This is a genomic window from Brevundimonas sp. AAP58 (assembly GCF_001295975.1).
Classification (GTDB): domain Bacteria; phylum Pseudomonadota; class Alphaproteobacteria; order Caulobacterales; family Caulobacteraceae; genus Brevundimonas.
Map to the genome: position 1 here is coordinate 1 of NZ_LJHU01000020.1, position 17,016 is coordinate 17,016.

The 17,016-nt window shown below is 66.8% G+C and carries 18 protein-coding genes and 2 tRNA genes; 7 read left to right on the forward strand and 13 right to left on the reverse strand.

What is annotated here, in order from left to right:
• Positions 1-137: 137 nt before the first annotated feature.
• On the reverse strand, positions 138-929 hold the full coding sequence (locus IP78_RS03455) for a serine protease (RefSeq protein WP_054110322.1): 792 nt from the start codon (positions 927-929) through the stop codon (positions 138-140).
• A gap of 80 nt (positions 930-1,009) precedes the next feature.
• Here IP78_RS03455 and IP78_RS03460 point away from each other — a divergent pair, with 80 nt between their 5' ends.
• Together IP78_RS03460 and IP78_RS03465 are read left to right on the forward strand one after the other, a co-directional pair.
• Positions 1,010-3,178, forward strand: a complete 2,169-nt coding sequence (locus tag IP78_RS03460; RefSeq protein ID WP_054110323.1) for a S9 family peptidase — start codon at positions 1,010-1,012, stop codon at positions 3,176-3,178.
• On the forward strand, positions 3,175-3,723 hold the full coding sequence (locus tag IP78_RS03465; RefSeq protein WP_082384821.1) for a GNAT family N-acetyltransferase: 549 nt from the start codon (positions 3,175-3,177) through the stop codon (positions 3,721-3,723). The genes IP78_RS03460 and IP78_RS03465 overlap by 4 nt, the downstream gene beginning before the upstream one ends.
• Here the strand turns inward: IP78_RS03465 and IP78_RS03470 are convergent.
• The gene (locus IP78_RS03470) at positions 3,715-4,149 is read right to left on the reverse strand and encodes a response regulator (RefSeq protein ID WP_197272361.1); all 435 of its coding nucleotides are present in this window, start codon (positions 4,147-4,149) and stop codon (positions 3,715-3,717) included. The two genes, IP78_RS03465 and IP78_RS03470, sit on opposite strands and share 9 nt — an antisense overlap.
• 194 nt (positions 4,150-4,343) lie before the next feature.
• Positions 4,344-4,417: transfer RNA gene (locus IP78_RS03475), tRNA-Gln, on the reverse strand.
• Positions 4,418-4,573: 156 nt separating this feature from the next.
• Between IP78_RS03475 and IP78_RS03480 the strand changes: the two genes are divergently transcribed.
• Positions 4,574-4,650 (forward strand) — tRNA-Pro (locus IP78_RS03480).
• A gap of 36 nt (positions 4,651-4,686) precedes the next feature.
• Here IP78_RS03480 and ilvC read toward each other — a convergent pair.
• Positions 4,687-5,697, reverse strand: a complete 1,011-nt coding sequence (ilvC, locus tag IP78_RS03485) for a ketol-acid reductoisomerase (protein ID WP_054110325.1) — start codon at positions 5,695-5,697, stop codon at positions 4,687-4,689.
• On the opposite strand from ilvC, the gene IP78_RS03490 reads away from it, so the two are divergent.
• The 4 genes from IP78_RS03490 (at position 5,696) to IP78_RS03505 (ending at position 8,031) form a co-directional block, all read left to right on the forward strand.
• On the forward strand, positions 5,696-6,238 hold the full coding sequence (locus IP78_RS03490; protein WP_054110326.1) for a DUF924 family protein: 543 nt from the start codon (positions 5,696-5,698) through the stop codon (positions 6,236-6,238). The genes ilvC and IP78_RS03490 overlap by 2 nt on opposite strands.
• Before the next feature lie 71 nt (positions 6,239-6,309).
• Complete coding sequence (locus tag IP78_RS03495) at positions 6,310-7,176, forward strand: thymidylate synthase (RefSeq protein WP_082384823.1); 867 nt, start codon at positions 6,310-6,312, stop codon at positions 7,174-7,176.
• A 1-nt stretch (position 7,177) separates the two neighbouring features.
• Positions 7,178-7,693, forward strand: a complete 516-nt coding sequence (locus tag IP78_RS03500) for a dihydrofolate reductase (protein ID WP_054110327.1) — start codon at positions 7,178-7,180, stop codon at positions 7,691-7,693.
• A gap of 17 nt (positions 7,694-7,710) precedes the next feature.
• Positions 7,711-8,031, forward strand: a complete 321-nt coding sequence (locus IP78_RS03505; RefSeq protein WP_054110328.1) for a YbjQ family protein — start codon at positions 7,711-7,713, stop codon at positions 8,029-8,031.
• Between the two features lie 154 nt (positions 8,032-8,185).
• On the opposite strand, the gene lpdA is transcribed toward IP78_RS03505, so the two are convergent.
• From lpdA to eno, 9 genes are all read right to left on the reverse strand, one after another.
• On the reverse strand, positions 8,186-9,592 hold the full coding sequence (gene lpdA / locus IP78_RS03510) for a dihydrolipoyl dehydrogenase (protein WP_054110329.1): 1,407 nt from the start codon (positions 9,590-9,592) through the stop codon (positions 8,186-8,188).
• Positions 9,593-9,681: 89 nt separating this feature from the next.
• A complete protein-coding gene (locus IP78_RS03515) occupies positions 9,682-10,659 on the reverse strand; it encodes a DUF3667 domain-containing protein (protein WP_156320266.1) in 978 nt (325 codons plus the stop codon).
• 5 nt (positions 10,660-10,664) lie between these two features.
• Positions 10,665-11,144, reverse strand: a complete 480-nt coding sequence (locus IP78_RS03520; protein ID WP_054110331.1) for a glutathione peroxidase — start codon at positions 11,142-11,144, stop codon at positions 10,665-10,667.
• Between the two features lie 3 nt (positions 11,145-11,147).
• On the reverse strand, positions 11,148-12,458 hold the full coding sequence (locus IP78_RS03525) for a pyruvate dehydrogenase complex dihydrolipoamide acetyltransferase (protein ID WP_054110332.1): 1,311 nt from the start codon (positions 12,456-12,458) through the stop codon (positions 11,148-11,150).
• Positions 12,455-12,769, reverse strand: a complete 315-nt coding sequence (locus IP78_RS03530) for a DUF5076 domain-containing protein (protein WP_054110333.1) — start codon at positions 12,767-12,769, stop codon at positions 12,455-12,457. Before IP78_RS03530 ends, IP78_RS03525 begins: the two co-directional genes overlap by 4 nt.
• Positions 12,766-14,115 carry a pyruvate dehydrogenase complex E1 component subunit beta gene (locus IP78_RS03535; protein ID WP_054110334.1) on the reverse strand — a complete coding sequence of 450 codons (1,350 nt, stop codon included), beginning with the start codon at positions 14,113-14,115 and terminating at the stop codon, positions 12,766-12,768. Before IP78_RS03535 ends, IP78_RS03530 begins: the two co-directional genes overlap by 4 nt.
• Positions 14,112-15,146 carry a pyruvate dehydrogenase (acetyl-transferring) E1 component subunit alpha gene (gene pdhA / locus IP78_RS03540; protein ID WP_054110335.1) on the reverse strand — a complete coding sequence of 345 codons (1,035 nt, stop codon included), beginning with the start codon at positions 15,144-15,146 and terminating at the stop codon, positions 14,112-14,114. Before pdhA ends, IP78_RS03535 begins: the two co-directional genes overlap by 4 nt.
• Before the next feature lie 126 nt (positions 15,147-15,272).
• Positions 15,273-15,590 (reverse strand): septum formation initiator family protein, encoded by a 318-nt coding sequence (locus tag IP78_RS03545; RefSeq protein WP_082384825.1) that lies wholly within the window; start codon positions 15,588-15,590, stop codon positions 15,273-15,275.
• 90 nt (positions 15,591-15,680) lie between these two features.
• Positions 15,681-16,958 (reverse strand): phosphopyruvate hydratase, encoded by a 1,278-nt coding sequence (eno, locus tag IP78_RS03550; protein ID WP_054110337.1) that lies wholly within the window; start codon positions 16,956-16,958, stop codon positions 15,681-15,683.
• Positions 16,959-17,016: the final 58 nt, after the last annotated feature.

Below are 17,016 nucleotides of genomic sequence, written 5' to 3' on the forward strand. Positions count from 1 at the left end.
AGAGGGCTTGAGGCTCGGAGAGCGTAGCGATCCGCAAGCCGAAAGGGTGAGGGGTTAGGGTGCGAGTCGGTGAGAGCTGATCCCCTCACCCTTTCGCGCAAGGACGACGCTTCGCGCCGTGCGCTCAAGCCCTCTCCCTATGGGAGAGGGTCGAGTTGGCTGATCGCCTCGCGGATGAAGACGGCGTGGGTGACCACGCCGATGTCCAGTTGATCCTCGCCCACCCGTACTTCCTGGCTCAGCAGGCCGGCGATGAAGGCGTTGTCGGGCTCGGTCGTTCCGGGACGTTTCCTGGCGCTCGGCGTCCAGAACACCGGGCCGCCGGAGTTGCCGGGAAAGACGGTGAAATCGAGCAGGAAGGTCGGGAATGCCTCGACCGGCGACAACGGGTAGCTGGCGATCCGTCCCACCCTCAAGATCGGAAACCCCGCCCGGTTGGCCGACAGGCCGCGCGGAAAGCCCAGCGACAAGAGCTCGTCGCCCGGCCCTACCTGCCAGGCCTCGAAGGCGTTGCGGTCCGCCAGCCAGCCCAAGGGAATGGCGGCGCGGGCGAAGGCATCCGGTGCCTGAATCTCCATGACGGCCACGTCGCGGTCCGGGTGGCGGGTCCACAGGGGTTCGCCCGCGTCGTCGCGGATGGTCAGGGGCTCGGGGGCGAAGCGCCAGCTGCCGTCGGGCAGGGCGGTGCGCCAGCCGATGCGGGCGTCGGGATCCTCCATGCGCTCCAGAACGTGGGCGGCTGTGACCAGCACGATGCGGGGGCTGCCGTCCGGGCGCTCCGCCTGGATCAGGAAGCCGGTTCCGACCGTGCGGGTGTCGGGTCCAGACGGCTGGTCCAGCTGCACCGTCGCCTCGATCAGCCCCACGGTCAGGTCCCAGACCGGCGGCGCGACCGGAGGCGGAACGTCGGCGGGCGGAACCTGGATCATGCGTGCTCGGGCAGACGAAGCGTTTGACGACCCTTTCCCGGTCGCACACCTTGCGCGTCCAGCCTAGAGGGATGCCTGCCATGAACCGCCGCGAATTCGTCGCCTCGACCGCCGCAGCCGCGTTGACTGCCGCCGCCTCCCCCGCCCTCGCCCGCCCCGGAGCCCAGATGTCGCCCACCCCGCCCGTCGCCAAGAAGATCCCGGTCACCATCACCCAGCTGGGGCGAACCCGGACCGACGACTATCAGTGGATGAAGGACGACAACTGGCAGGCGGTCCTGCGCGACCCGACCCTGATCAAGGCAGACGTGAAGGAGCACCTGGAGGCCGAGAACGCCTATCGAGAGGCCATGATGGCCTCGACCCTGCCGCTGCAGGAGCAGATGTTCCAGGAGATGCGGGGCCGCATCAAGGAAGACGACAGCTCCGTGCCTTCGCCAGACGGTCCGTGGGAATATTACGTCCGCTACGACACCGGCGATCAGCATCCGCTCCATTGCCGCCGGCCGCGCGGCGGCGGGGCCGAGACCGTTCTGCTGGACGCCAATGCGCTTGCCGAAGGCAAGGCCTATTCCGAAGTCTCGGCGGCGGGGCACAGCCCGGACCACACTCTGTTCGCCTATGCCGAGGATGCCCAGGGCTCGGAAGTGCATCAGATCTATGTGCGCGACCTGGTCACCGGCGAGGTCCTGCCCGATCCGATCCAGTCGGCGAACGGCAACTTCACCTTCTCGCCTTGTAGCCAGTGGATTTTCTGGACCAACCGCAATGAGAACGGCCGACCGGACAAGATCTTCCGCCGTCCGTCGCGGGGCGGCGAGACCACCCTGGTCTATGAGGAGGAGGACGAGGGCATGTTCATTGGCGTCGAGCGCAGCTCGGACGACCAGTTCATTCTCATCGGCATCCAGAACCAGGAGACGTCGGAGGCGCGCTACATCCCGGCCGATGCCCCGACCTCGGAGCCGCGCGTGCTGGCCGAGCGGATCGTGGCCCAGCGCTACGACGCCGATCACTGGGGCGACCGCTGGGTGATCCGGACCAACGCCGACGACGCCATCGACTTCAAGATCGTGGAGGCCCCGACCGACGCTCCCGACCGCGACGCCTGGACCGACCTGGTGCCCCATACGCCCGGCCGCTTCATCGAGGGCGTGGCCCTGGTGAAGGACTTCCTCGCCCGTCAGGAACGCGCCGACGCCAACACCAGGATCGTCATCCGCGACCGCGCAGGTGCCGAGCACGAGATCGCGGTCGATGAGCCCGCCTATGCCCTGTCGCTGGCGGGGGCGTCGGAGTTCGAGACGACGACGATGCGCTACGGCTACAACTCGCCGTCCACGCCGACGTCGACCTATGACTACGACCTGGCCACGCAAGAGCGGACGCTCCGGAAGGTGCAGGAGGTGCCGTCGGGCCACGATCCCGCCGACTATGTCGTGGAGCGGCTGAACGCCCCGGCCGAGGACGGGCAGCTGGTGCCGGTGACGGTGCTGCGGCGGCGGACGACGCCGGTCGATGGGTCCGCGCCGCTGCTGCTCTACGGCTATGGCTCCTACGGCATCCCAATGGCGGCGAGCTTCTCGACCGGACGGCTGTCGCTGGTGGATCGCGGCTGGATCTACGCCATCGCCCACATCCGCGGCGGATCGGACAAGGGCTGGGGCTGGTTCCTGGATGGGCGGAAGTTCAAGAAGAAGAACACCTTCACCGACTTCACCGCCGCCGCCGACCACCTGATTTCGCGCAACTATACCCGCGCCGGCAACATCGTGGCCCAAGGCGGGTCGGCCGGGGGCCTGCTGATGGGGGCCGTTGCCAACATGCGGCCAGAACTGTGGGCCGGGGTGATCGGCCAGGTGCCGTTCGTGGACGTGATCAACACCATGTCGGACACCAGCCTGCCGCTGACGCCGCCCGAATGGCCCGAATGGGGCAATCCACTCGAGGATCCCGAAGCCTACGACTATATGATGAGCTACAGCCCCTATGATCAGGTGGCTCCGCGGGCCTATCCGGCGATCCTTGCGACGGGGGGCCTGTCCGATCCGCGCGTGACCTATTGGGAGCCGCAGAAGTGGGTGGCCAAGCTGCGGCCGGCCACGACATCGGGCAATCCGGTGCTGCTGAAGATCAACATGGAGGCGGGACACGGCGGGGCGTCGGGTCGGTTCGACTATCTGAAGGAGGTCGCCCACGACTACGCCTTCGCCGTCTGGGCCATCGAGCGGGGCTGGGAGCGGGGGTGATCCGCGACGCCGCCCCCGGCGACCTGCCCGCCATCACGGCGCTGTATGGCCGGGAGGTACTGGGCGGGACGGCGACGTTCGAGCTGGAGCCGCCATCGCTGGCGGAGATGACGGCGCGGTTCGAGGCAGTGGCCGCCAAGGGCCTGCCGTGGCTGGTCGCGGAGATCGACACGGGGTTCGCGGGCTATGCCTACGCCTCGCCGTTCCGGCCGCGCCCGGCCTATCGCTATGGCGTGGAGGTCTCGATCTACGTCGAGGAGGCGGCGCGGGGGCGCGGCGTGGCCACCGCCCTGCTGACGGCGCTGATCGAGCGGGTCCGCACGATGGGCCTGCGCCATCTGATCGCCGCGATCAGCGACAGCGCCACCAGCGGTGCCTCAATCGGCCTGCATGAACGGATGGGGTTCAAGCCAGCCGGTCGATACGCCCAGGTCGGCTGGAAGTTCGATCGCTGGCTGGACGTCCATCTGATGCAGCTGGACCTTGATCCGGCCGGCGGGCCGCCCGTCTCACCGGGTCTCCAGCTGGGAGGCGGGTTAGCCTGAGTGCGGCGCAAGGTCGGCGGGCGGCGTGGTCAGCCAGGGCGCGAGACGAAACCGGCGGGGCGGCTGACCCACCGTCCGATGCAGGATGAACTGCTCGGCGAAGGCGACGACGGCCTTGATGGTCTGTGCGTCGAAGGGCTTGCAAACCGCCCCGAGCGCGCCTGCGAAGCCTTCCGGTATCTGCTCCGGATTGGCGGTGAGGAACACCACCGTCGTGCCGTAGTCCGCGACCAGGCGCTGGGCGATCAGCGGCCCGGTCACTCCGTCCAGCAGGTTGACGTCGACCAGAGCGAGGGCGGGGCGCTCCCGATCGGCCACGGCCAAGGCCCCCGCCTGGTCCATGGCGCTGCCGATGACGTCGCAGCCGAGGTCGTTCAGGACGAGCTCGAGTTCCATCGCCAGGATGGCCTGGTCTTCGACGATCATGACCCGAAGATCGGACAGTTCCTCAACCAAAAAAGCGCATCCCCCGGCCCGATCGACGTCGTTGTGTCGGTTACCGAACACAGCGAACGCGGGCAAAGGCATTTGGTTCGCCGACATGGACGAAAACGTTAACGATCCGCGCTAGCGAGGCGTGGGGCGCATGTCCGAGACGTCGTTGCGGGCTCAGGGGGCGGTGGCTGGGGAACTAGGACTCGAACCTAGAATGACGGTACCAAAAACCGGAGTGTTACCATTACACCATTCCCCAGCAGGACCGGCGTAGCCCGGACCAGTCCGGCCGGGAGGGCGGTCAGATACGCCATGCCCCGGGGCGATGCAACACCCGCTCTGCGGACAATTTTCGCGGGGTTCAGAACGGCGCTTGCGGGCCTGTGACCCCGTCGCTATAAGCCCGCCTCCAAGTCGGAGTGTGGCTCAGTCTGGTAGAGCACTGCGTTCGGGACGCAGGGGTCGCAGGTTCGAATCCTGCCACTCCGACCATGGATTACCGGCGGTTCCCGACCGTCATGTCAGCATCTAACGCGACCCGATTTCCTTGAGCCTGCGTCCGACGCGCTCGATCGTACGGTCTGACAGAGCCTCGCGACGTTTGAGAAGCTCCGGAGACCCCGCGTCGTAGTCGGCCATGAGGCGGCGCACGAAGGACCCGTCCCGGACGTCGCCCAGCACCTCGTCCATCGCCGCCCGGGACGCCGCGCCTATGACGCGCGGGCCGGTCAGATAGGCCCCGTATTCAGCGGTGTTGGAGATCTTCGCGAAGGCTCCGGCCACGCCCCGCTCGAACATCAGATCGGTGACCAGCTTGACCTCGTAGAAGCATTCGAACCAGGCGACCTCAGGCGGATAGCCGGCGTTCACCAGCTTCATGAAGGCCGCGTCGATCAGCTCGGCGACGCCACCGCACAGGACCACCTGCTCGCCGAACAGATCGCTCTCGCACTCGGCGGCGAAGGTGGTCTCCAGGATGCCCTTGCGGCCGCAGCCCAGCGCGGCAGCGTAGGACAGGCCAAGCGCGTGGGCGGCGCCGGTCGCGTCCTGATGCACGCCGAACAGGCAGAATACCCCCTCCCCGGCCTCGTAGAGGTCGCGGATGCGCGGGCCGATGCCCTTGGGCGAGGCGAGGATGACGTCGAGGTCTGCGCGCGGCTGGACCAGACCGAATCGCACGGACAGGCCGTGGGCGAAGATGAGGGCGGCGTTGCTTCGGATGTTCGGCTCGATCTCGTTCGCCCACAGGTCGCGGTGAGCCTCGTCGGAGACCATGACGGCGACCACGTCGGCTTGCGATGTCGCCTCGCCGGCGGTCAGGAGGGTGAAGCCGTCAGCCTCGGCCTTCGCGCGGGTCGGCGAGCCGGGCTTCAGGCCGACGACGATGTCGGCGACGCCGCTGTCGCGCAGGTTCAGCGCATGGGTGCGGCCCTGGCTGCCATAGCCGATGACGGCGACGCGCTTGCCCCGGATGATGGAGAGGTCGCAGTCCTTGTCCTTGAAGACAGGCAGGGGGGCGGGCGCTAGGGTCTGGCTCATGACCGCCCTTCTAGCGCCATCGGACGTTGTCGGCTTCTGGAAAGAGGCGGGGCCCGGGCGCTGGTACAAGAAGTCCGATGGATTCGACGCCCTGGTCAGGGACACCCTGGGCGAGGCTCACTTCGCGGCCGCGCGGCGCGAGCAGGACGGATGGATGGCGACGGCGGAGGGGGCGCTGGCTCTGCTGATCCTGCTGGATCAGGTTCCGAGGAACATCTTCCGGGGCTCGGCGCATCAGTTTGCGACGGACCCGCTGGCGCGGCGCTTCTGCAAGGAGGGGATCGCTGCGGCCTATCCGGCGGCGTTTGGGCCGGAGCTGCGGCAGTTCCTGCTGATGCCCCTGATGCATTCCGAGACGCTGGCGGATCAGGACGCCCTTTTGCCGCTGGTGGCCGACATGCCCGATACGCTGAAGTTCGCCCACATCCATCGGGACATCATCGTCCGCTTCGGGCGGTTCCCGCATCGCAACGCAGCGCTCGGGCGGGAGACGACAATTGAGGAGCAGGCGTTTCTGGATGGCGGCGGGTTCGGGGGATAGCTGTCGTCTTGCTGTGGAGCGACTCGGCTGGCTGGGATGATTCGGGGGCCGAATCGCGGGAACGTCCGCGAATGAACGCGCTCGCTGCCCTCGCCGATCTTCAGGACCGCACCGGAGCCCAGGCCGCCGCGCCCGCCGATCACCCTGAATGGCAGTATCTGCACCTGCTGCGCGACATCCTGGAGAACGGGGCGCGGCGGGATGACAGGACGGGCACCGGGACGCTCGGCGTATTCGGCCGTCAGATGCGGTTCGACCTGTCGAAGGGTTTTCCCCTGCTGACGACCAAGAAGCTGCATCTGCGCTCCATCATCGTGGAGCTGCTGTGGTTCCTGCGCGGCGAGACCAACATCCGCTGGCTCAAGGAGAACGGCGTCAGCATCTGGGACGAGTGGGCCGATGTCGAAGGCGAGCTGGGGCCCGTCTATGGCAAGCAGTGGCGGTCGTGGGCCGCGCCGAACGGCCAGTCGATCGACCAGATCCAGAAGCTGGTCGAAAACCTGAAGACCAACCCCAACAGCCGCCGCCATATCGTGTCCGCCTGGAATCCGGCCGACATCGAGGACATGGCCCTGCCGCCCTGTCATTGCCTGTTCCAGTTCTTCGTGGCGGACGGCAAGCTGAGCTGCCAGCTATATCAGCGCTCGGCCGATGTCTTCCTGGGCGTGCCGTTCAACATCGCCTCCTATGCGCTCCTGACGCACATGGTGGCCGAGGTGACGGGCCTGAAGCCCGGCGAGTTCATCCACACCTTCGGCGACGCCCACCTGTACTTGAACCACGTCGAGCAGGCGGAGCTGCAACTGACACGCCAGCCTCTGCCCTTGCCGACAATCACGATCGCGCCGCGCGGTGACCTGTTCGCCTTCGAACGCGAGGACTTCGTGCTGAGCGGCTACGAGGCTCATCCGCACATCAAGGCGGCGGTCGCGGTCTAGGATGACCCTCCCCCACATCGCCATCGTCGTCGCGCGCGGCAGGAACGGCGTGATCGGCCGGGACGGCGATCTGCCCTGGCGGCTGCGGTCGGACCTGCAGCGGTTCAAGGCGATCACGCTGGGCAAGCCCTGCATCATGGGGCGCAAGACGTGGGAGAGCCTGCCGCTCAAGCCCCTGCCCGGCCGGCTGAACCTGGTGCTGTCGAGGGACGAGTCCTTCGAGCCGAAGGGGGCGGTGCCCGTTACCCGGTTCGACGAGGCCATCGAGATCGCACGCGAGCAGGCGGTCGAGGACGGCGTAGACGAGGTCTGCGTGATCGGCGGCGTGGCCCTGTTCGAGCTGACCCTGCCGCGCGCGAAGCGGCTCTACCTCACCGAGGTCGAAGCCGAACCGGAGGGCGACGCCTGGTTCCCGGGCTTCGACGAAAGCCTGTTTGTCGAGACGGCGAACGAACGGCATGATGCGGGGGAGAAGGACGACCACCCCTTCGTCTTGCGCGTTCTGGACCGCCGCTGAGATCAGGAGCCCTCCCCATGCTGACCTCCACGACCAACGACATCCACGGCCATCGCATCGTGCGCCATATCGGCGTGGTGCGGGGCGTGACCGTGCGGTCGAGAAACCTGGTGTCCGACGCCATCGGCGGGGTGCAGTCGATGATCGGCGGCCGCGTTGGCGCCTATGTGAAGCTGGCCGAAGCCGGGCGGCAGGAGGCGTTCGAGCTGTTGCTGGAACACGCGCGGGCGGCCGGGGGGAACGCGGTGCTGGCGATCCGCTATGAGTCCAACGAGATCATGCCGGGCGTGACCGAGGTCCTGGCCTACGGCACCGCCGTAGTGGTCGAAGGGGCCTGACCCTCTTTTCCGCTCATCCCCGCGAAAGCGGGGACCCAGATCTTGAGTGAGGCAAAGCGTCGGGGATTGCCATTGCCACCTGGCCGTCGGCAGTGGTCGCCCAAAGGACTGGGTCCCCGCTTTCGCGGGGATGAGCGGCGGAGACGGTATCGCATCAGATGTGCAGGACGCGCTGCCAGGCGTCGAGCGAGGCCTCGTGCATGGCCTCCGACATGGTCGGGTGCGGATAGACGATGCCGTGCATCTCTTCTTCCGTCGCCTCCAGCGTGATGGCGGTGACGTAGCCCTGGATCATCTCGGTGACCTCGGCGCCGATCATGTGAGCGCCGATCAGGGCGCCGGTCTGGGCGTCGAAGATGGTCTTGACGAAGCCGTCTGTCTCGCCGGACGCGATGGCCTTGCCGTTCACCTTGAAGGGGAAGCGACCAACCTTGACGGCGCGGCCCGCTTCCTTGGCACCCTGCTCGGTGACGCCGACCGAGGCGATCTGGGGCTGGGAATAGGTACAGCCGGCGATGGGGCTGCTGAGGTGGGGCGTCTTGAAACCGGCGATATATTCGGCGGCGTGGATACCCTCGTGGGAGGCCTTGTGCGCCAGCCAGGGCGCGCCGGCGCAGTCGCCGATGGCGTAGAGGCCCTTCACATTGGTCTGGCAGTGGCCGTCGATCTTGATGTGGCCCCGCTCCATCTCGACGCCCAGCGCCTCCAGCCCGATGCCGTCGGTGTTGGCGGTGATGCCGACGGCCGAGATGCAGACGTCCGCTTCGAGGGTCTCGGGCTTTCCGTTGGCCTCGATGGCGACCTGGACGCCGGTCTTCGACTTGGTGACCTTGGTGACCTTGGCGCCGACGCGGAACGTCATGCCGCGTTTCTCGAAGGATTTCCGGGCGGCGGCCGAGACTTCCTCGTCCTCGACCGGGAGGATGCGCGGCAGGGCCTCGACGACCGTCACATCGACGCCGAGCGCGCGGTAGAAGCTGCCGAACTCGATGCCGATGGCACCCGAGCCGATGACAACGATTGATTTGGGCAGGAACTTGGGCGTCATGGCCTCGCGATAGGCCCAGATCCGGTCGCCGTCGGCCTCGAGCCCGATCTGCGGAAGCGCACGGGCGCGCGCGCCGACCGCTAGGATGATCGCCTTGGCCTCCAGCGTCCGCGAGCCGCCAGCCTTGAGGGCGACGACAACCTTAGGCGCGGCCGAGCCCTTCTCCAGTTTCGCGCTGCCCTCAATCACCTCGATCTTGTGCTTCTTCATCAGGAAGCCGACGCCAGAGTTCAGCTGTTTCGCGACGCCGCGCGAGCGGGCGATGATGGCCTCGAAGTCGAAGCCGACCTTCTCCGCCGACAGGCCGTAGTCCTTGAGGTGGCTGAGGCTCTCGTACTTCTCGCCGGACTTCAGCAGCGCCTTGGTGGGGATGCAGCCCCAGTTCAGGCAGATGCCACCCAGCAGTTCCCGCTCGACGATCGCGACCTTCTGGCCCAGCTGGCTGGCGCGGATGGCGGCCACGTAGCCGCCCGGGCCCGAGCCGATGACGATGAGGTCGAAGGTGTCAGCCATGACAAGTTTCCCGGTTCAAGGGTCGTCTTAGCGCCGGCTCGGCTTAACCCGCCACAGCTGATTTCCCTGCAGAAACCAAATGTCAGGCGTCACGCGCGCATGAACTCCATGAACGCCCCGAAGTCCGTGCCGACAAAGGTCGCGACCGCCGCAGCCGGCAGCAACACCAGGATCACATAGAGGGTGATGTGGACGACGCTCCGCCAGGTCGCGCCCAGGGGTGATACGCCGTAGAACCTCGATGCGGCGAGCGTGAAATAGATCAGATAGGGGATCAGAAGAGGCCAGGCCGGCAGGCCACCCCAAAGTCGATTGGCCAGCGCCAGCAGCAGCAACAACGCGAAAGCCATCGCATGGGCCCACATGGCGAATGCCATGTGCTCCATGAGCAGCCGTCGTCCAAAGAGCGGCACCAGCAGGAGGGCATAGAGCGGCATCATCAGCCATACGGCATTTGACAGCCAGGTCGAGAGACGCTCGGTCACGACCGGCTGTTCGCGTGCGATCGTCGCCTCATACAGGAGATTTTGACGGTCGGCTTCGGTGGTTGCCCGGGCAGCAGCTTCGGACAGGGCGGGATAGATCCTTGGATCGACCTGGGGTTCGACGCGTCGTTCCATCCAGAGGTCGCGGTTCTGTCCCCCGGTGATATGCACGGTGACCCCGTCGGGATCGGCCGTGGCCACAGCCGGAACGCCCGGAGTCAACGTCCAGATATTCTGGTAGATCTGCACATCGGTGAAGTTCAGCACGGACAGGAACAGCGCCGTCATCATGACGAACATCTTCAAGGGCGTGGCATATCTCCCGCTCGCTCCGTCGCGGTAGGCTTCAAGTAGCTGTCCCGGACGAACCGCCAGAGTAGCGACCGTGCGGGCCGCCTTCCCGTCTAGATTCGTGATCTCGGAAAACGCCTGATCCGCGATCTCGCGCAGTGGGCGAACCCGGATTGTCGTGTCCTGACCGCAGTCATGGCAGAAGCGCCCGCGCAGAGGTAACCGGCAAGCGGGGCAATCGGGCGATCCGGCAGCTCCAGTCGACATCCCCTCCCCCGCGGTGGCGTCCACCTTGACTATAGGAGTCGTTCGATCTCCGGCTCAATGGCCGACGGTTCGACCTGGGGCGCGTAGCGGGCGACCACCCGGCCCTCCCGGTCCGTCAGGAACTTGGTGAAGTTCCATTTGATGTCGCGGCTGCCGAGGAAGCCCTTCTTCTGCTCGGTCAGCCAGGCGTAGAGCGGGTGGCGGCCTGGTCCGTTGACCTCGATCTTGTCAAACAGCGGAAACTTCACGCCGTAGGTCGAGGAGCAAAAGGCCGCGATCTCCGCCGCCCTGCCCGGCTCCTGCCCCCCGAACTGGTTGCAGGGAAAGCCGAGCACCTGAAACCCTCGATCAGCATAGGCTTCATGCAAGGCCTCGAGACCAGCGTATTGGCCGGTGAAGCCGCAGCGGGACGCGGTGTTAACGATCAGCAGGGCCTGTCCACGAAACTGGTCCAGCGGAACCTCGGTCCCGTCGATGCCGGTCGCGGTGAAGTCGAAGACCGTGGTCATGGCCTAGGCCAGCATCGTGACGGGGTCTTCGATCAGCGGCTTGAAGGCCTGCAGGAACCGCGCGCCCGTCGCGCCGTCGACCACGCGGTGATCGCAGGTCAGGGTGACAGTCATCACCGTCGCGACGGCCAGCTGGCCGTTCTTGACGACCGGCCTCTGCTCGCCCGCGCCCACGCTCATGATCGCGCCCTGCGGCTCGTTGATAATCGAGGCGAAGGCCTTGATGCCGAACATGCCGAGGTTGGAGACACTGAAGGTGCCGCCCTGGAACTCCTCGGGCTTCAGTTTGCGGTCACGGGCGCGCTTGGCCAGGTCCTTGGCCTCGGTCGCGATCTGCGACAGGGACTTGGTCTCGGCCTTGCGGATGATCGGGGTGATCAGGCCGCCCTCGATGGCCACCGCCATGGCGATGTCGGCGTGGTGGTGCATCGCCAGGCCTTCTGGCGAGTAGCTGGCGTTGGCCTCCGGCACGGCCTTCAAGGCGAGCGCGGCGGCCTTGATAACGAAGTCGTTGACCGAGACCTTGATGCCCTGCGGCTCCAGCATGGCGTTGACCTTGGCCCGCACCGCCATCAGGCCGTCGATCTCGCAGTCGATGGTCAGGGGGAAGTGCGGAATGTCGCGGAAGCTGTCGACCATGCGCCGGGCGATGGCCTTCCTCATGCCGTCCAGCGGGACGAGGTCGTAGCTGCCGTCTGGAATGCCCATCTGGGCGAGGGACTGAACCTTGCGCGGCTCGGCTGTGGAGGCCGATGCGGCTGGCGCGGTGGTCGAGACGGTCGGAGCCCCCTTGCCGGCGGCCTCGACGTCGGCCTTGACGATGCGGCCGCGCGGGCCCGTGCCCTTGACCGTCTTCAAGTCCAGACCCGCTTCCTTAGCCAGACGGCGGGCCAGGGGTGAAGCGAAGATGCGGTCGCCGGAGGTCGAGCCAGCGTCGGATTTCGCGATCGGCGCGAGGCCCTCGGCAGCGGGCTTGCCGCCCTCGGGCGTGGCGACGCTGTCCCGGCTCTCGTGACCGGCCGGGCCCGGCCTGGACTCTTCGGCCTTCGGAGCCGCCTTGGGCGCGGGCGCGGCATTGTCACCGGCCAGACGCGCGATGGGCGTGTTAACCTTCACGTTCTCGGAGCCCTCGGCGACCAGAATCTCGAGAACCTCCCCCTCGTCGACGGCCTCGACCTCCATGGTCGCCTTGTCGGTCTCGATCTCGGCGATGACGTCGCCAGCCTTGACCGTGTCACCGACCTTGACGTGCCACTTGGCCAGAACCCCCTCTTCCATCGTGGGCGACAGGGCGGGCATCAGAATGTCGGTCATTGCGCGCTCCCGGACTTGGCTTCGGCGACGGTTTCATAGCCGGGGCCCGTCAGGGCCTCGTTCAGACCAGCCAGTACGGCCTTGTAGGTCTCGGCCTCATCCACGCCCTTGGACTGGTGATAGACGTGGGCGATGTTGCGAGCCGCAATCGCCAGCATCGCGCCATAGGCGCGCGGGTTCTCGAACGCCGGCTTGATCGCCATCACCGGCTCGCCCCGGGACCACCAGAAGCGCACCAGCTCGACGGCGTCCGGATCGGCCCGGACGCTGTCCGGCGTCTTGATCTGAAATTCGACGGGTTCGCCGGTCACGCCATCACCGCCTTGACCGCCGCGACGATCTTGTCGACGCCCGGAAGCGACAGCGCCTCCAGGTTGGCCGCATAGGGCAGCGGCACGTCTTCCTGATGGACGCGCAGCGGCGGCGCATCGAGGTAGTCGAAGGCGTGTTCGATGACACGGGCCACGACCTCGGCGCCGACGCCCATCGGACCCCAGCCCTCCTCGGCCGAGACCAGGCGATTGGTCTTCTTGACGCTTTCGACGATCGTTTCGTGATCGAGCGGGCGCAGGGTGCGTAGATCGACGACCTCGACCGATATCCCCTCCCCGGCCAGCTGTTCAGCGGCCTGGAGCGCGAAGCCGACCATGCGGCTGTGGGCGGTGACGGTGACGTCGGTGCCTTCGCGGCGGACCTTGGCCTTGCCGATCGGCAGAACGTAGTCGCCTTCCGGGACGTCGAACTCCAGGCCGTACATCATCTCGTGCTCGAGGAAGACGACGGGGTTGGGGTCACGAATCGCGGCCTTCAGCAGACCCTTGGCGTCGGCGGCGTCATAGGGGGCGATGACCTTCAGGCCGGGCACATTGGCGTACCAGGCGGAATAGTCCTGGCTGTGCTGCGCGGCCACCCGGCTGGCGGCACCGTTCGGGCCGCGGAAGACGATGGGCGCCCGGATCTGGCCGCCCGACATATACAGCGTCTTGGCGGCGGAGTTGATGATGTGGTCGATCGCCTGCATGGCGAAGTTGAAGGTCATGAACTCCACGATGGGCTTGAGCCCCGCCATGGCCGCCCCGACGCCGAGGCCCGCAAAGCCGTGCTCGGTGATCGGGGTGTCGACCACGCGCTTGTCGCCGAACTCCTGCAGCAGCTCGCGGCTGACCTTGTAAGCGCCCTGGTACTGGGCGACCTCCTCGCCGATCAGGAAGACAGCCTCGTCGCGGCGCATTTCCTCGGCCATGGCGTCGCGCAGGGCGTCGCGGATGGTGGTCTTGACCAGCTTGGCGTCGGCGGGGATTTCCGGGTCCTTGAGCTCGGCCCTGGGCGCGGGCGCAGCGGTGGGCGCGGCCTCGGCCTTGGGCGTCTCATCGGCGGCGGCGCGAGCCTCGGCCTTGGGGGCGGGAACGGCGGCACCGCCTTCACCGGCCAGACGTGCGATGACAGCGTTGACCTTCACGTTCTCCGAGCCCTCGGCGACGAGGATTTCGGCGATCTCGCCCTCGTCGACAGCCTCGACCTCCATGGTCGCCTTGTCGGTCTCGATCTCGGCGATCACATCGCCCGCCTTGACCACGTCGCCCGCCTTGACGTGCCACTTGGTCAGCGTGCCCTCTTCCATCGTGGGCGACAGCGCCGGCATGAGAATGTCGGTCACTGGGCCACCTCCACATAGACGTCAGTATAGAGCTCGCTCGGATCGGGCTCCGGGCTTTCCTGGGCGAACTGGACGGCTTCGGCGACGATGGCCTTGATCTCGTTGTCGATGGCCTTGATCTCGTCTTCGGTGACCTTGGCGGCGTCCAGCAGGGCGCGGATGTGTTCGATGGGGTCGCGGGTCTTCTTGACCTCGTCGACCTCTTCCTTGGTGCGGTACTTGGCCGGATCGGACATGGAGTGGCCGCGGTAGCGGTAGGTCTTCACCTCCAGGATGAAGGGCCCCTCGCCGCTGCGCGCGCGCTCGACGGCCCGACGGACGGCGTCGCGCACCGCCAGCACGTCCATGCCGTCGACCTGCTCGCCCGGGATGCCGAAGCTGGCGCCGCGCATGTAGAGCTCGGTCGTGGACGACGACCGCTCGATGCTCGTGCCCATGGCGTACTGGTTGTTCTCGATGATGTAGATCGCCGGCAGCTTCCACAGCTGGGCCATGTTGAAGCTCTCGTAGACCTGGCCCTGGTTGGCCGCGCCGTCGCCGAAGTAGACGAAGGCGACCGAGTCATCGCCCCGGTACTTGCCCGCGAAGGCCAGGCCTGTGCCCAGCGCCACCTGGGCGCCGACGATGCCGTGGCCGCCGTAGAAGCCGGTCGGCACGTCGAACATGTGCATCGACCCGCCCTTGCCCTTGGACGAGCCGCCAATGCGGCCGGTCAGCTCGGCCATCACTTCCTTGGGGTCCATGCCCGCGGCCAGCATGTGACCGTGGTCGCGATAGCCGGTGATGATCTTGTCGTGGCCCTGCTTGACGCTGGCCTGCACGCCCACCGCCACGGCTTCCTGGCCGATGTAGAGATGGCAGAAGCCACCGATCAGGCCCATGCCATAAAGCTGGCCCGCCCGCTCCTCGAAGCGGCGGATCAGGACCATCTCCCGATAGTAGGACAGGAGTTCGTCCTTGGTCGCCGTGGGGGCGTTGGGAATCTTGGCCGAAGCCTTGGAATCCGAGGTCTTCTGGGCGGCTCTCGCCATCCGGCGTCTCCGGGCTGAGCCCATGGCGAAACGCGTCCGCCCAAGGCTTCTTGTCGTTACGGAATGGGGCTGTAGCAGCCTTCGTTCCCGAAAGGCAAAGCACGCGGCTGGGGCTGTAACAAGAGTTCAGGAGCGGGCGGCGGCAGCAGGGGACGCGGGCGGCGCGGAGACCTGGAGAACGTAGTCGCGCGGATCGGAAAAACCGAGCACGACGCGGGCGCGTTCCTCGAGCAGATCACGCGAGAGATTGTCGGCCTTCAGGTAACGGACGCGGACTTCGAGGTCCGCGCGTTGTTCCCGCAGCGACGCGAGCTGGGCCTCGCTGGCGGCCAGCCGTGCGTCGCGAGCAGAGCCGGACAGGAGACCGCGCTCCCCCGTCAGGGCCTGAACGCCGAGGTAGACGATCAGCAGAAACAGGAAGGCGGACAGGGCGTACGGTTTCATCCGTTCGGGCACTTGCGACGCTCCTTCTGAGCGCGGGACACGGTTGATCATCCGTGACCGGAAATGCCTAAGGAATGGTAGCTTGGCTGCCTATTTCAGCAGCATTCCGTCGCCATAGTAGCTGGCCTGATCGCCCAGCATCTCCTCGATACGCAGCAGCTGGTTGTACTTGGCGGTGCGGTCCGAGCGGGCCAGAGAGCCGGTCTTGATCTGTCCGCAGTTCGTCGCGACGGCCAGGTCGGCGATGGTCGAATCTTCCGTCTCGCCCGAGCGGTGGCTCATGACGGCGGTGTAGCCAGCGCGGTGGGCCATATCGACGGCGTCCAGCGTCTCGGACAGGGTGCCGATCTGGTTGACCTTGACCAGGATGGAGTTGGCCAGACCTTCGCCAATGCCAGCAGCCAGACGCGCCGGATTGGTGACGAACAGGTCATCGCCGACGATCTGGACACGGTCGCCCAGAACCTCGGTCAGATGCTTCCAGCCCTCGAAGTCGTCTTCCGAACAGCCGTCCTCGATGGAGACGATGGGGAAGCGTTCGCACAGGTCGGCCAGATAGGCGACCATGCCGTCGGCGCCCAGGATCTTGCCCTCGCCAGTCATGTTGTAGGCGCCGTCCTTGAAGAACTCGGTGGCAGCGACGTCGAGCGCGAGGTGGAAGTCCTCGCCGGCCAGATAGCCGGCCGCCTGGCCCGCCCGAGTGATGAAGCTGAGCGCCTCCTCGGCCGAGGCCAGGTTGGGGGCGAAGCCGCCCTCGTCGCCGACGTTGGTGTTGTGACCGGCGTCCTTCAGCTGCTTCTTCAGGGCGTGGAAGATCTCGGCGCCCATGCGCAGGCCCTCGGCGAAGGTCTCGGCGCCGGTCGGCAGGATCATGAACTCCTGAATGTCGATCGGATTGTCGGCATGCGCTCCGCCGTTGATGATGTTCATCATCGGGGTCGGCAGGACGCGGGCCGAGACACCGCCGACGTAGCGATAGAGCGGCAGGCCGGCCGAGATGGCGCTGGCCTTGGCGACCGCCAGCGAGACGCCCAGGATGGCGTTGGCGCCCAGGCGGCCCTTGTTCTCGGTGCCGTCCAGGGTGATCAGGGCCTCGTCGATGCGGCGCTGGTCCTCAGCGTCCATGCCGGACAGGGCGTCGAAGATCTCGCCGTTGACGGCGTCGACCGCGTTCTGGACACCCTTGCCGCCCCACATGACCGGATCGGCGTCGCGCAGCTCGACCGCCTCATGGGCGCCGGTGGAGGCACCAGACGGCACGGCGGCGCGACCGAAGGAGCCGTCATCGAGCACGACATCGACCTCGACCGTGGGATTACCCCGGCTGTCCAGGATCTGGCGGGCGACGATATCGGCGATGTCGGTCATGGCGGGGCCTTGGCGCAAAGAGGGTGGATCGGCGGGCGGGTTTAGCCCGGCACCCGCC